Here is a 13,605-nt window from a genome sequence, read left to right on the forward strand (position 1 = left end):
TCGCTTGAGATCGATCTCATTGGCGAGGACAGTAGCGGTGGAATGTGGCAGGACGGTGGTGAAGAGATGACGGTTTGATGTCAGTGACGTCCGATGTACAAAAAAGCATGGGTGGGATCGGACTCGATGCCTGCCCATGGATGGTCATAATCGCCGGGTATCGTCAAAAACCGGCGCGGCAAAATCCGCTCGTTAACCTTTCGATCCTGACCAAGTGCGGGCACAATGCGTGTCCTTTTTTGGCAGGCACCGCCGCAGGCTCTCAAAAATGATCAAAACGCCGTATTACCTCATCGACAAACAGAAGCTTCTGGTCAACATGCAGAAGATTGCCTACGTGCGCGAGCAGTCCGGCGCCAAGGCCCTGCTGGCACTCAAGTGCTTTGCCACCTGGTCGGTGTTCGACCTGATGCAGCAATACATGGACGGCACCACCTCGTCGTCGCTGTATGAGCTCAAGCTCGGCCGCCAGAAGTTCGAAGGCGAAGCGCACGCGTACAGCGTGGCCTGGGCCGACGATGAAATCGAAGAGATGCTGGAAAACTGCGACAAGATCATCTTCAACTCCATCAGCCAGTTGCAGCGCTTTGCCGCACGCAGCGAAGGCAAGACCCGCGGCCTGCGCGTGAACCCGCAGGTGAGCAGCTCCGACTACCTGCTGGCCGACCCGGCGCGGCCGTTCAGCCGCCTGGGCGAGTGGGACCCGGTGAAGATCGACGGCGTGATCGAGCAGATCTCCGGCTTCATGTTCCACAACAATTGCGAGAACGGCGACTTCAGCCTGTTCGACAAGATGCTCGGCACCATTGAAGAACGCTTTGGTGCGCTGCTGCACAAGGTCAAGTGGGTCAGCCTCGGCGGCGGCATCCACTTCACCGGTGAAGGCTATGCGCTGGACGCATTCTGCGCGCGGCTCAAGGCGTTCTCCGAGAAGTACGGCGTGCAGGTCTACCTGGAACCGGGCGAAGCGGCGATCACCAACAGTGCTTCCCTGGAAGTCACCGTGCTCGACACGCTCTACAACGGCAAGCACCTCGCCGTGGTCGACAGCTCCATCGAAGCCCACCTGCTGGACCTGCTGATCTATCGTCTCAACGCCAAGCTGGCGCCGAGCGAGGGTGAACACACCTATATGGTGTGCGGCAAGTCCTGCCTGGCCGGGGACATCTTCGGCGAGTATCAATTTGATCGTCCGCTGGCCATCGGCGATCGGCTGTCGTTCATCGACACCGCAGGCTACACCATGGTCAAGAAAAACTGGTTCAACGGCCTGAAAATGCCGTCCATCGTAGTGAAACAACTCGACGGTACAGTCGAAGTGGTTCGTGAATTTGGTTACGACGACTACCTGTCCAGCCTTTCGTAAGCTGGCGGATATAGGAGAAATAAAGCAATTGAAAAAGAACGTTCTTATCATTGGTGCAGGAGGTGTCGCCAAGGTGGTGGCCCACAAGTGCGCGCAGCACAACGACGAACTCGGTCGTATTGCTATCGCGTCGCGCAACATCTCCAAATGCCAGGCCATCATCGACAGCGTCAAGGCCAAGGGTAGCCTCAAGGTTCCCGCCGACCTCCAGGCCTTCGCGCTGAACGCCCTGGACGTGGAAGCGACCAAGGCCCTGATCCGCGAGACTGAATCGCAGATCGTCATCAACGTGGGTTCCGCGTTCCTCAACATGTCGGTACTGCGTGCCTGCATCGACACGGGCGTCGCCTACCTCGACACCGCCATTCACGAAGAGCCGGGCAAGGTCTGCGAGACCCCGCCGTGGTACGGCAACTACGAATGGAACCACCTGGAAGAGTGCAAACAGAAGAACATCACCGCCATCCTTGGCGTGGGCTTCGACCCGGGTGTCGTCAACGCGTATGCCGCGCTGGCGCAGCAACAGCATTTCGACCGCATTGATTCGATCGACATTCTCGACGTCAATGCCGGCAGCCATGGCAAATATTTTGCCACCAACTTCGACCCGGAAATCAACTTCCGCGAGTTCACCGGACAGGTGTGGAGCTGGCAGAACAGCCAGTGGACCAGCAACACCATGTTCGAAGTCAAACGCACCGACGACCTGCCGGTGGTCGGTTCGCAGAACCTCTACCTCACCGGCCACGATGAAGTGCACTCACTGTCGAAAAACCTCGACGTGCCCAACGTGCGTTTCTGGATGAGCTTCGGCGAACACTACATCAACGTGTTCACCGTGCTGAAAAACCTCGGCCTGCTGTCCGAAAAGCCGGTCACCACCGCCGAAGGCCTGGAAGTGGTGCCGTTGAAAGTGGTCAAGGCCGTGCTGCCCGACCCCTCTTCGCTGGCCCCCGGCTACACCGGCAAAACCTGCATCGGCGACCTGGTCAAGGGCACCAAGGACGGCCAGCCACGGGAGATGTTCATCTACAACGTGGCCTGCCATGAAGAAGCCTTCGCCGAGACCGACAGCCAGGGCATCTCCTACACCGCCGGCGTGCCACCGGTCGCCGCAGCGCTGCTGGTCGCCCGTGGCGAGTGGGACGTGAAGCACATGGCCAACGTCGAGGAACTGCCGGCCGAGCCGTTCCTCAAAGCGCTGGACGTGATGGGCTTGCCGACGCGGATCAAGGATGAACACGGTGATCGTGCGTGGGATGCGATTGCCTGATTGGCGATAGCTGCCCGAACAAAAAAATGCGCCCCGAGGGGCGCATTTTTTGTCATGGCGATAAAAACCTCAACCACACTGATCGTGTGATCTGCTCGATAGCATTTCTATGCAAGATTGCGCGCCGATGGTCATGTCCCCCAGGAACAGCTCCTGGCCATTCTGTGGCGAGCAGGCTTGTCCTGCGTTGGGCTGCGCAGCAGCCCCAAAACCATGCTCCGGGCAGTGTCACGTACCCCGCGTTTTCCTTGATTGGGGGCGCTACGCCCCCCAACGCGGGGCAAGCCCGCTCGCCACAGAGGCTCCAGTTTGCTGCGCGACAGCGCTACGTCGAAGACTTGGCGGAGCCTCCCACACTTAAAACACCGACCAGCCAATCCGCTCACTCAGCAACTCCAGCGCCTTCATCCCCGCCAGCGAATTCCCGGCGGCGTTCAACTCCGGCGACCACACGCACACCGTAAATTGCCCCGGCACCACAGCAACAATCCCGCCGCCGACCCCGCTTTTGCCGGGCAACCCCACGCGGTAGGCAAAATTGCCCGCTTCGTCATACAGGCCGCTGGTGGCCATGATCGAGTTAACCTGTTTGGTCTGGCGCGCGGTGAGGATCTGTTCGCCGCTGTGGGCGCTCACGCCTTCGTTGGCCAGAAAGCTGAAGGCCTTGGCCAGGTCCAGGCAGCTCATCTGCAAGGCGCAGTAGTTGAAGTAGCTGTGCAGCACCGCGTCGACGTCGTTGTGGAAGTTGCCGAAGGCTTTCATCAGGTAGGCCATGGCCGCGTTGCGCGCACCATGCTGCGCTTCGGAGTCGGCGACGATGCTGTTGACCAGGATCTGCGGGTTGCCTGACAGGCGCCGGACGAAGTCGCGCATCGACAGGATCGGCACGGCGAAGCGCGACTGGTTGATGTCGCAGATCACCAGGGCGCCGGCGTTGATAAACGGGTTGCGCGGGCGGCCGCGTTCGAATTCCAGCTGCACCATGGAATTGAACGGTTGCCCCGAAGGCTCATGGCCCAGGCGCTCCCAGATGGTTTCGCCGCCGTGGTCGATGGCCTGTACCAGGCTGAACACCTTGGAAATGCTCTGCACCGAAAACAACGTATCGGCGTCCCCCGCGCAATAGGCCGCGCCGTCGTTGCCGTAAACGGCGATGCCTAGCTGGTTGGCGGGGACGTCGGCCAGTGCGGGGATGTAGTCGGCGACTTTGCCCTGGCCGATCAGTGGACGAACTTCGTCGAGAATCGCGTCCAGCAGCGCCTGCATGTCTTGTCCTGTCATCGTGCCTTGCATCGTGGATAGCGGGGCGCGGAGGATACCGCAAAGCTGCGGATCAGACAGGTACCGCGCTCAGATTAACGCTGCACCGGAATGCGGATATCGCCGCTCCGGCACTGGGTTTTCACGCTTCTGGGGCAACCGGCAAAGCGCAGTTCCTTGCTCAGGCACACGCGCACTTCGGACAACACTTTGCCCTTGCAGATCACCGCCACGCTGCGATTGCCCATGGCCGGATTGCTTTGGCGAAACAGCGCTTCGATTTCAGCGGCCTGCAGATAATTGGGCACGTTGAACGGTTGCAGTTGCTGCGGAATCTGCACGGAGGCCAGCGCGGCATCCGTCGCATCCAGGTAACGCGTGGCGTCCAGGCCGCTGCAGGTGCCGTGCTTGCTCCACTCATGTTTGAGCAGCGCCCGCGTGGGGAAGATCAACGCGCCCTTGGCCAGCTCGGCGTCCGACAGCGGTGACCGTGAATCACACGCCGACGGCCAGCCACCCTTCGCATACTGCGGCCAAAGCCCGTGCAGCACGAAGCCATATCCCTTGCCCGAGCACTGTTCATTGTCCGGGTGCGTGAGGCAAAACGTCGGCGACCACGACAACGACAACACATAAAAATCAAAATTCCCGGCCGGCCGCTGCTCGCGGGGCGCTGCGGTCACACTTGCGGCCAGGACCAGCCATACGGCCATCCAGTATTTCATGGGTCGGTTCCTTGAAAAGGCTGATCCTGGCACGACTAGCCAGGATGGTTGGGGTTACGTTGTAGCACCTTGTCGAGGATACGATCAGTCTTCAGCGCTTCGATGGCCTGGGACGGATGCTCGGACTCGCCACGAAGGTGCGCATTCATTGCCAGCACGTGATGCCATTGGATGTGCGCGTGGCATGGCACGTCCAGCACCTCGTGGGTCTGCCCTTCAAGGCGCAATGGCTGGTCTTCGAACACCGAGAAGGTAATGCGACCCAGGCTGCCGATCAGCTCGACCTTGTCTTCACGGCGGTCTGCGACGAAGTTCCAGCAGCCCATGCCCAGGGCGCCGTTGGCGAAGGTCCAGCAGGCCGTCACCGCGTCTTCGGCCGCATAGTGCCCGGCCTGCCGTGCGGTAAAGCCCGAGACCTCGACAATGTCCCCGGCCAGGTACTGGAACAGGTCGAAGCCATGGCTGGCGAGGTCGGCGAAATAGCCGCCGCCGGCAATGGCCGGGTCGGTGCGCCAGTTGGCGGCGCTGGCGTCATTGGCGGCCGGCGGTTTGCACAGGGTCCAGGTCAGGTGGCGCAGTTCGCCAATGCGGCCCTGTTGCAGCCAGTCGCGTACCTGCTGAAAGCGCGGCAGCGAGCGCCGGTAATAGGACACGAACAAGTGCAGCCCGGCGCGCTCGAAGGTGCGCTGCATCAAGGCGCTCTGTTCGGCATTCAGCGACATGGGTTTCTCGACGCAGCAATGCTTGCCGGACGCCGCCACCATCAGGCTGTAGTCGAGATGGCTGTCGGGGGGCGTGGCGATGTAGACCGCGTCCACTTCGGGGTCGTCGATCAGCGCCTGGGCGTCAGTGTAATAGCGTGCAATGCCATGGCGCGTCGCATAATCGCGCACGGCCTCCTCGCGACGCCCCATCACGGCTACCAAGGCAGAACCTGGCGCTTTATGGAAAGCGGGTCCACTCTTCAACTCAGTAACGCTGCCACAGCCGATCATGCCCCAACGTACGGTCTTCATCGGTTTTCCTCGTCCTTTTCGTTCAAGCGGGCAGTATCCACATACCTACCCCGGCACGCCATAACCACTTAGCATGACAATTGCATTACACTTTTGTGACATTCATTTGCTGCGGGGGCACAGACGATGAAAATCAGGGCCACGGTCATTTGCGAACACGAGGGGCATATCCTTTTCGTGCGCAAGGCCAGATCCAAATGGGCGTTGCCGGGTGGCAAGGTCGAACGCGACGAGCGCCCGGTGGGTGCGGCAGAGCGCGAGCTGGAAGAAGAAACCGGGTTGAACGTGGACGGGTTGCTGTACCTGCAGGAGCTCAAGGCACGCGACACGCTGCATCATGTGTTCGAGGCTTCGGTGGTGAATATCGACGAGGCGCGACCGCGCAACGAGATTGTCGACTGTTGCTGGCATGCCTATGGGGACGTCGATCAACTCGATACCACCGATGCCACCCGGCATATCGTTAAATCGTTTGTGCGGCGTCTGTAACCTGCAGTTTGCGTTATCTGTGACCCTGCTCGCTCAGTGTGCGGCAGTTTGTACTCAGTCTCACGCCCCGGACAGAGGCCACACTGGCAACCCTTTCCATCTGTGAACACAGCAACCAACGCTCGACGGCCGCCTGTCGCTGTTGATCCACCTCGGCGTTGTAGTACACGAAGCAAACGCCCAGCAGCACTGCGACACCCAGCACGGCGGCGGCGAAGTAGCCAAAGCTATCGGACGATGATGATTGCGGCGCATTCAAGCGTGACGGGCGCCCTGCTCTTTCCGGGGTTCGCATACAGGCCTCCAGGGTGAAGTGCGCGATTGTATGCAAATGGAGACACAGCATCTGTCGTGGATTTGTAAACACCTTGGCGGATAAACCCGGGTGGCCCTCGGCGCCTCACAACTTACTTGCGCGCGACACGGTAGCGCAGGCATTCCTGATAGAAGCTTTGGCGAATCGCCTCGGGCTTGAGCCGCGAGCGACTGTCGTAGGTTTGCTCGGTGATGCCCATGGCCATCATGTGCATCCACGGCTTGTTGAACTTGATGGTCTGGATCTTCTGCCGAGCGGCATATAAAGACACGCCCGACAGCTTGAGTTCCTGGGCCCTGGCCGCCGTGCCGGCGCCCCAGCTGCACATGTATTTGTCACCTTCGCGCAGCTCCCGTGCCTGCACGGCAGCCGCGCCGCCGGCCAGAGAGCAGGCGAACAGCATGATTCCAACAGTGCGCATGTGCTTCCTCACCTAACCACCTGAAAATAAAAGCGATTCTGGCGAGGATTTTGTTACATGGGGGCCATCAGATTGCCTTATTTACCACTGATAAGTGGCGCTCGCCTGCACGGTGCGCTGTGAGCCGTACCAGCACCACGAATACGACAGGCACGACGCCACGTATTCCTTGTTTGCCAGGTTGGAGGCGTTCACGGCCAGGCGCAGGTTGTCCCTGGGGTTGGCAATGTTGGGAATGTCATAGTGCACCGCCGCATCGAACAAGGTGTAACCCGGCACCTTCAGGGTATTGGCGGTATCGCCCCATGAAGAGCCGACATAGCGTGCACCGGCGCCCACGCCAAAGCCCTTCAACTGGCCGTCGTGAAAGGTGTAGTCCGCCCACGCCGATGCCGTGTGACGTGGCAGACCGTAAGTCGTGGTGCCTTTGACCGGAACCGCCGGGCCGATGCCGATATCGGTGATCGGCGCATACTGCGCGGTGCTGTTGGATTGGCTGGCGCGGTTATCCAGATAAGCATAGGCGGCGGTTATATCCAGGTTGTCGTTGAGGCTGGCTTTGCCTTCCAGTTCAAAGCCACGGGATTGCTGTTCGCCATCCTGGATCGAGCAGCGGCCGTTACCGCACATATGGGACGGGTCCGGATCAAGGGTCGGAACGTTACGCTGGCGCAGGTCGAAAATGGCTGCGGTGATAAAGCTGTTGCTGCCCGGCGGCTGGTACTTGATGCCGATTTCATACTGCTTGCCTTCGGTCGGCTTGAACACCGAACCGCCGTAACCGGTGCCCGACTGCGGATTGAACGACTCCGCATAACTGGCATACGGCGCCAGGCCGTTGTCGAACAGATACACCAGACCGACTCGACCAGTGAACGCATGGCTGTCCAGGGAGGACTTGCTCTTGGCGCCGTTGCTCAGCGCCTTGGTGGTGCTGTCGGTGCTGGCCCAGTCATAGCGACCGCCGAGCAGCAGCACCCATTTGTCCCACTTCATTTGCTCTTGCAGGTACACCCCGGTCTGTTCACTGCGCGACGTGGCGTCGGTGCCGAAGGCAGGTGTAGCCACGGGCGCGCCGTAGACCGGATCGAAGATATCCAGGCTCGGTCCCTTGCCGTAGCCCGCCTTGGTGTCGGTGCTGGTGTTCTGGTAATCCAGGCCCGTGAGGAAGGTGTGCTGCAACGGCCCGGTATCGAATTTGGCCTGCAACTGGTTATCGACAGTGTAGGCGTCCATGTCCACGTCAGTGGCGATGGTCGAGCGCGTGGCGGTGCGGTAATCGGCCTGCAGGTTGCTGCTGTAGAGGCTGCGGTAGATGCCTTCGGCACGCAGGTAACGGGCGTTCTGGCGCACGGTCCAGATATCGTTGAAGTGATGCTCGAACGCATAGCCGAGGGAGTAGTACTCGCGGTCACTCTTCTCGAAACTCTTCTCGCCATCATAGAAATCCACATCGATTTTGCGCCCGGTCGGGCTGTGCAGCACCGACCCCCAGGCCGGCACCGAACCGTACGACGCGCCCTTCGGGTCCTTCTGAAAATGCCCCAGCAAGGTCAGCGAAGTGGCGTCATCCGGGCGCCAGGTGAAGGCGCTGGACAACGACTGCCGGCGGGTCTCGGTGTGTTCCACCTGGCCGTCGGCGTCATCGAAAAGTCCGGCAACGCGGTAGGCATATACCCCCTGATCGTCAATCGGCCCACTCAGGTCGAAGGTGGTGCGTTTTTTGTTGAAGGTGCCGTACTCCACGCCCACTTCATGGAACGGCGTATCCAACGGGCGTTTGGTGACCATGTTGATCACCCCGCTCGGCGTGCCCTGGCCGTACAGCACCGACGCCGGGCCGCGCAGCACTTCGACGCGCTCCAGGTCGAACGCGTCCTTTTGCGGCAAGGCGTCGCGGCTTGACGGCACGCGCAGGCCGTCCAGGTACGTGGCCGGGGCGAAGCCACGGATGGTGAGCTGGTCGAGACGCGAAGCGGTGGCGCCCCGGGTTTCCGGGACCACGGCGGCGCTGTAGCGCAGGATCTGATTGAGGCTTTCGGCATTCTGCGCGCGCATCTGGTCCTTGGTGACCACGGAAATCGACTGCGGGGTTTCGATCAGCGCAGTATCAGTCTTGGTGCCCGACAGGCTGCGACTGGCCACATAGCCGTTCACCGGCCCGGTGGGGCTTTCGGTCTGGTAAGCCGCGCTGATGGTGGTGGCCTGCAACTCCATGGCGCCGCCGCTATCCGGGACGGCTTCGAGCCGGTAACGGTCGACGCCAATCTTCAGCGCCTGCAAGCCACTGCCGGCGAGCAACCGGGCCAGTGCCGCATCCGTCTCGTACTGCCCGCTGAGGCCATTGCTGCGCTTGCCTCGGGTCAGGCTCGCATCAAAGGCCAGCACCAGCCCTGCCTGTTCGGCCAGGCTATTGAGCGCCTGACTCAGATCACCGGCCGGAACCTGAAAGCGGCGCAAGGCGCTGCTGCTGTCTTCGGCAAAGACGGGTTGGGCCGCCAGCAACGGCACGGCGGCAAAGGCGATCGCCACTGACAGGGCCAGTGGATGCAAGGGACGGGCAAGGCGCGACATGGAAAATCCTGCGTAATGAAGGTTCTATTAACCATGACGGCCAGGTCGCAACATCGGGCAAGGATGAGAGCGATTTTTATTTGGGCGGGTGCTTTGCAAGCAGACGGGTTGCGATGTTGTGTGGCTCGCTGGCCTGGTTTTCAGCGGGTTTTCTGCGCGGTGTGTCGGCCTTTTCTGTTTTGTACAACCGTTCATGCGCGGGCTTTTTGCTGGGGCAGAATCCGACGCCTGACCCCTGCCGAGACGTCACGGATGTCCCACGCTGCCCACATTCCAACTCACCAAAAGGTTCGCAAAGAAATGAGCTATCTTGACGACGAAATAGTCAAAAATTTTAACCAACTGAATATCGAATTCGAAATCTCGCAAGAAGCCGAGCACGATTTAATTGTTGAAAAAATAAATGCAATCGTTCCTTTCTTTGGAAACCAGATAGCTTGGAGCCAATTCAAGGAAAATACTTATATTGGTCCGTCTCCATCACAGGCCACGCTAGCGTTATTAGAGAAAAAAATAAAAGAAGCCACTAAGCACAATGTAATTTTTATTGGTGACGCGACCGACAATGCCTATTTAATTTCAGCCACAGACCTAATGCAATCACTGCAAATATTTTCAAAAATACCCCAGCACACTTACATACTTCAAAAACAGCTGGATTGGATTGCTTGCATTTCATTTGAGGGCGACATTGATTTCGCGATTTTTTAGCTTGGCCCAATAGATAACCAATACTTCTTGAAAAAGATATATCTTACGCAGCCAGCTAAAGAAACATCTTCTGATCCACCCACTAATCCAAGAACTGGCAAACCTGACAAAGAACGGATCATCTCTAAAGACTCAAAACAAAGTATTCGCTATGGTTCGCACGAAATGAATAGCAAACCAACCAAACACCACTATCATGAGGAAACGTGGACATTTGAGCTAAAAACAAACACTATGAATTTGGACAATACAGTCGTTAGAGTTCCTTTAAAGAAGAAGTAACATGCAGGTACGAATAACCGAAACGTTCGAAAATGCGAACGCATCACATGTGAAATTCCAATCACCTGTTGGAGACGGAATTGGAGTATGTACAGATGCCAGTATTAAAACTGGAGCAAGTCTCGACGTGGAACTCGACCTGGACGAGGTCTTTTCATGGGGGCGAAATATCAGACCGTCGCTTTGTAAAACTCCGCAAATCATGGTCATAAACGGCATAACACACATCACCGCAAAGCTCATTCAGAGTTCCGACAATGAGTTCGCAGCCCTGCAGGTTGGCGACTCTATAATCCTAATTGAACTCGACGGGCCTATGCCTCAAGAACACGAATTCGTTGATCTAAAAGCTGCAAAGATCCATCTCTATCCGACGAATATCTGAGCAGGCTTGAATTCCAAACCGCTAACAAACGCCCATCGCCAAACACGACGGCGAATTAAAATACCTATTCAACTTGGCAAACCTCGCCCACCCGCCCTCTTGAAAATCCATCAATTCCAAGACTCAAATCGTCCTCGCAATATCGCCATGACTATCGCGCCAAACCTATTGCAAATCGCAACAGTGGCCCGGAGAGAAATACAACACAGCCCGTAGCTACACCAGCCATGCAATGGCAATAAACCCCATCGCACCCAGAAATATGCCTGGCACCAAGGGCCGAACGCTGGCACTGGTCCGGTGGCAAATTCGCCCGGAAACTGTACTGTGCACCGGCATTGCACAAGGGCTGCTTCGCAGCCCAACGCGGGACAAGCCCGCTCGCCACGAAAGCTCACTCCCTACAACAATTACTCTTTCAAGCCAGCCTCAACCTTCTGCGCCACCTCCGCCGTCAACCAGGCTTTCCACACCTCAGGATGTTCCTTGAGAAACGCCTGGGCCACTTGCCTTGGCGCTGTGTGATTTTCGCTCATGGTTGCCAGGGCCTTGTTCAATGGATCGATAGGGAACTGGACCTTGGTAAAGAACTCGGCGATCTGCGGATATTGCTGCTGGAATGGTGTGGATACGCCGATGCTCAGCTTGGACGCCAGCGACCGGGTAGGACGAGGATTGGGGTTGTCGGCGTCGGTGAGGGTCTTCCAGGCATCAGCGTCAAACGGTGGTTCTTCCAGCTGAATCAGTTTGTAGCGACCCATCAATGGCGTGGGCGACCAGTAGTAGAACAATACCGGCTTGCCTCGGCGGATCGATGAGGCTATCTCGGCGTCCAGTGCTGCGCCCGAGCCGCTGCGGAAGTTCACGTAGCTGTCGTCCAGGCCATAGGCCTTGAGCTTCTGCTTGTTGACCACTTCGGACGTCCAGCCAATGGGGCTGTTGAGAAAGCGGCCCTTGCCGGGCGACTCGGGGTCCTTGAACACATCCTTGTAGCGCGCCAGGTCCTGCACGGTTTTCAGGTCCGGCGCCAGCGGCTTGAGGCCTTTGGACGGGTCACCCTTGACCACATATTCCGGCACCCACCAGCCTTCGGTAGCGCCCTTGACCGTATCGCCCAGGCCCACCACTTTGCCTTCGGCTTCAGCCTTGATCCACACCGGGCTGCGACCGGCCCATTCTTCGCCGATCACCTGGATATCGTTTTTCGCCAGAGCGGTTTCCAGGGTGATGGTGGTGCCGGGCAAGGTGTCGGTGGGCAGGTCATAGCCCTTTTCGACGATAAAACGCAGCACTTCGGTGATCAGGCTGCCGCTTTCCCAATTCAGGTCGGCAAAATGCACGGGGGCCTGCGCCGCCGACACCGGCAACGACAGACTCAACGTCGTCACAGCCGCAGCCAACAGGGTTCTCAATCCTTTCATGCCTTCCCACCTCGCATCTGTGCAGCCACTGACGGACGGCTTGCTGCCTATGCGCGAAGCCTCTGAATAGTTAAGTCAGCTCAACTGTAGTAGAGGTTCCGCAAAGAGAAAGGAATCAAACAGCCTGCTGTGGTTACTCGCTGGCCTTGAAGGTCACCAGCTCACCCTTGCGCCACTTGGCGGCTTTGCCGGTCACGGCCTTGAGAGTCTTGGTCAGGCCTTCCTGCAGTTGTTCATGGGCGGCGAATACCAGCATCACGCTGTGGCCTTCCTTGAACACGATGCCCTGGCCTTCGGTCGACGAAACAAAGGCGTAGTCACCCAGGCCGTACACCGTCAACTTGATATCGCGAAACTTCAATTCGAATTTGCCACCCTCGCGGCTGGGCAACACGGCGGCGCGAAAATGGTCGCCCACCTTCAATTCCAGGCGCGGCTTGTCGTCGACGACCAGGGCTGCCTCAGTGTCGATTTCGGCAATGTAGATACCTTCCGGCGTCTGTTCAGTGACGTAAACAAAACGCGATTGAAACTGCTTGACCAACTTTGCACGCAAATCACCCAGCACGAACAACGCGTGCATATCCAGATTACTGACTGCCAAGGAAACGCCCCCACATTGAAATAGTGCTGCCCGCCGGAGCAGACAGCACAAAAAACGGCCCTCAGGCACGATCACATAGTCGTTAAAAAGCTGAAGAAAACCCTGCCACGCCTTAAGACTAGTACAGGCGTGCACGATGGACCTTGTGCAAGGTCATCCGGCGTCACAGCAAATCACAGGTTCAACGGCCAGAGAATACGGGCCGCGCTACTTCAGAGAATAACCCGGTCCAGTGCGCACAATTCCCACGCACCCTACAAAACAAAACATTTGCGCATGGAACCAGACGGTTTGCCGACGACAATACTAAAACAGCACCGCCGTTCAAAACCACTCGACACGCTGCCGATGAGTGCACAGGATCAATCAAAAGGAGCTGACCATGCAACCACGCCTACACGATGCTACGTCTTCCCGCACCTGTTCATCTGCGCAGGAAGGGCGCCAATACTACTGCCTGCCCGACCCCGAGGGGTACTCCAATTCCGTTCTTTACCGAGTTGTACCGGCCGGGCGCAACTTCTTCCATATTCTGGAAGTGACCAGCGGCAGAATTCGCGGCTTTCGCAGCCACCACGGCAAGGCCTGCGAACTGGCCAGGCAACTGGAAGCCAGCCTGTACGCCCTTCACGGGACGAGCGGTTCGTCACACCGGTGACTTTACTGCGCCACCACCCTTCAACAACTGCCATACTGCCGCGTTCATTGAAGTTTGCCCATGTGGGTGCGGTTTCAGCAGTGCAGTTACCTTGAAGGGAAGGC

13 protein-coding genes are annotated in these 13,605 nt (G+C 58.4%); 6 read left to right on the forward strand and 7 right to left on the reverse strand.

Features of this window, described 5'->3' with window-relative positions:
- The first annotated feature begins 268 nt into the window (after positions 1-268).
- Complete coding sequence (locus tag TU79_RS07550; RefSeq protein ID WP_057007415.1) at positions 269-1,366, forward strand: carboxynorspermidine decarboxylase; 1,098 nt, start codon at positions 269-271, stop codon at positions 1,364-1,366.
- 28 nt (positions 1,367-1,394) lie between these two features.
- The gene (locus TU79_RS07555) at positions 1,395-2,639 is read left to right on the forward strand and encodes a saccharopine dehydrogenase family protein (protein ID WP_057007416.1); all 1,245 of its coding nucleotides are present in this window, start codon (positions 1,395-1,397) and stop codon (positions 2,637-2,639) included.
- A 357-nt stretch (positions 2,640-2,996) separates the two neighbouring features.
- On the opposite strand, the gene glsB is transcribed toward TU79_RS07555, so the two are convergent.
- The 3 genes from glsB to TU79_RS07570 all read right to left on the reverse strand — a co-directional run bounded on the left by glsB (position 2,997) and on the right by TU79_RS07570 (position 5,640).
- Positions 2,997-3,905: a glutaminase B gene (glsB, locus tag TU79_RS07560; RefSeq protein WP_003232308.1), complete on the reverse strand. Its 909-nt coding sequence runs from the start codon at positions 3,903-3,905 to the stop codon at positions 2,997-2,999.
- Positions 3,906-3,994: 89 nt separating this feature from the next.
- On the reverse strand, positions 3,995-4,624 hold the full coding sequence (locus TU79_RS07565; protein ID WP_057007417.1) for a ribonuclease T2 family protein: 630 nt from the start codon (positions 4,622-4,624) through the stop codon (positions 3,995-3,997).
- 35 nt (positions 4,625-4,659) lie between these two features.
- Positions 4,660-5,640, reverse strand: coding sequence for a Gfo/Idh/MocA family protein (locus tag TU79_RS07570; protein ID WP_057007418.1), 981 nt, complete (start codon positions 5,638-5,640; stop codon positions 4,660-4,662).
- Between the two features lie 126 nt (positions 5,641-5,766).
- Between TU79_RS07570 and TU79_RS07575 the strand changes: the two genes are divergently transcribed.
- Positions 5,767-6,129 carry an NUDIX hydrolase gene (locus TU79_RS07575; protein ID WP_057007419.1) on the forward strand — a complete coding sequence of 121 codons (363 nt, stop codon included), beginning with the start codon at positions 5,767-5,769 and terminating at the stop codon, positions 6,127-6,129.
- Positions 6,130-6,536: 407 nt separating this feature from the next.
- On the opposite strand, the gene TU79_RS07585 is transcribed toward TU79_RS07575, so the two are convergent.
- Positions 6,537-6,866, reverse strand: a complete 330-nt coding sequence (locus TU79_RS07585; RefSeq protein WP_057007420.1) for a hypothetical protein — start codon at positions 6,864-6,866, stop codon at positions 6,537-6,539.
- An 81-nt stretch (positions 6,867-6,947) separates the two neighbouring features.
- Positions 6,948-9,440: a TonB-dependent siderophore receptor gene (locus TU79_RS07590; RefSeq protein ID WP_057007421.1), complete on the reverse strand. Its 2,493-nt coding sequence runs from the start codon at positions 9,438-9,440 to the stop codon at positions 6,948-6,950.
- 15 nt (positions 9,441-9,455) lie between these two features.
- On the opposite strand from TU79_RS07590, the gene TU79_RS26515 reads away from it, so the two are divergent.
- A complete protein-coding gene (locus TU79_RS26515; protein WP_231986843.1) occupies positions 9,456-10,151 on the forward strand; it encodes a hypothetical protein in 696 nt (231 codons plus the stop codon).
- Between the two features lie 283 nt (positions 10,152-10,434).
- Positions 10,435-10,818, forward strand: coding sequence for a hypothetical protein (locus TU79_RS07600; RefSeq protein ID WP_082638413.1), 384 nt, complete (start codon positions 10,435-10,437; stop codon positions 10,816-10,818).
- 410 nt (positions 10,819-11,228) lie between these two features.
- Here TU79_RS07600 and TU79_RS07605 read toward each other — a convergent pair whose 3' ends face one another.
- Both TU79_RS07605 and TU79_RS07610 read right to left on the reverse strand, forming a co-directional pair.
- The gene (locus TU79_RS07605; RefSeq protein ID WP_057007423.1) at positions 11,229-12,239 is read right to left on the reverse strand and encodes an ABC transporter substrate-binding protein; all 1,011 of its coding nucleotides are present in this window, start codon (positions 12,237-12,239) and stop codon (positions 11,229-11,231) included.
- A 133-nt stretch (positions 12,240-12,372) separates the two neighbouring features.
- A complete protein-coding gene (locus TU79_RS07610) occupies positions 12,373-12,822 on the reverse strand; it encodes a hypothetical protein (RefSeq protein WP_173670295.1) in 450 nt (149 codons plus the stop codon).
- 403 nt (positions 12,823-13,225) lie between these two features.
- Between TU79_RS07610 and TU79_RS25110 the strand changes: the two genes are divergently transcribed.
- Positions 13,226-13,501, forward strand: coding sequence for a hypothetical protein (locus TU79_RS25110; protein ID WP_082638415.1), 276 nt, complete (start codon positions 13,226-13,228; stop codon positions 13,499-13,501).
- The last annotated feature ends 104 nt before the right edge of the window (positions 13,502-13,605 follow it).

It is taken from the genome of Pseudomonas trivialis (assembly GCF_001439805.1).
Taxonomy (GTDB): Bacteria; Pseudomonadota; Gammaproteobacteria; order Pseudomonadales; family Pseudomonadaceae; genus Aquipseudomonas; species Aquipseudomonas trivialis.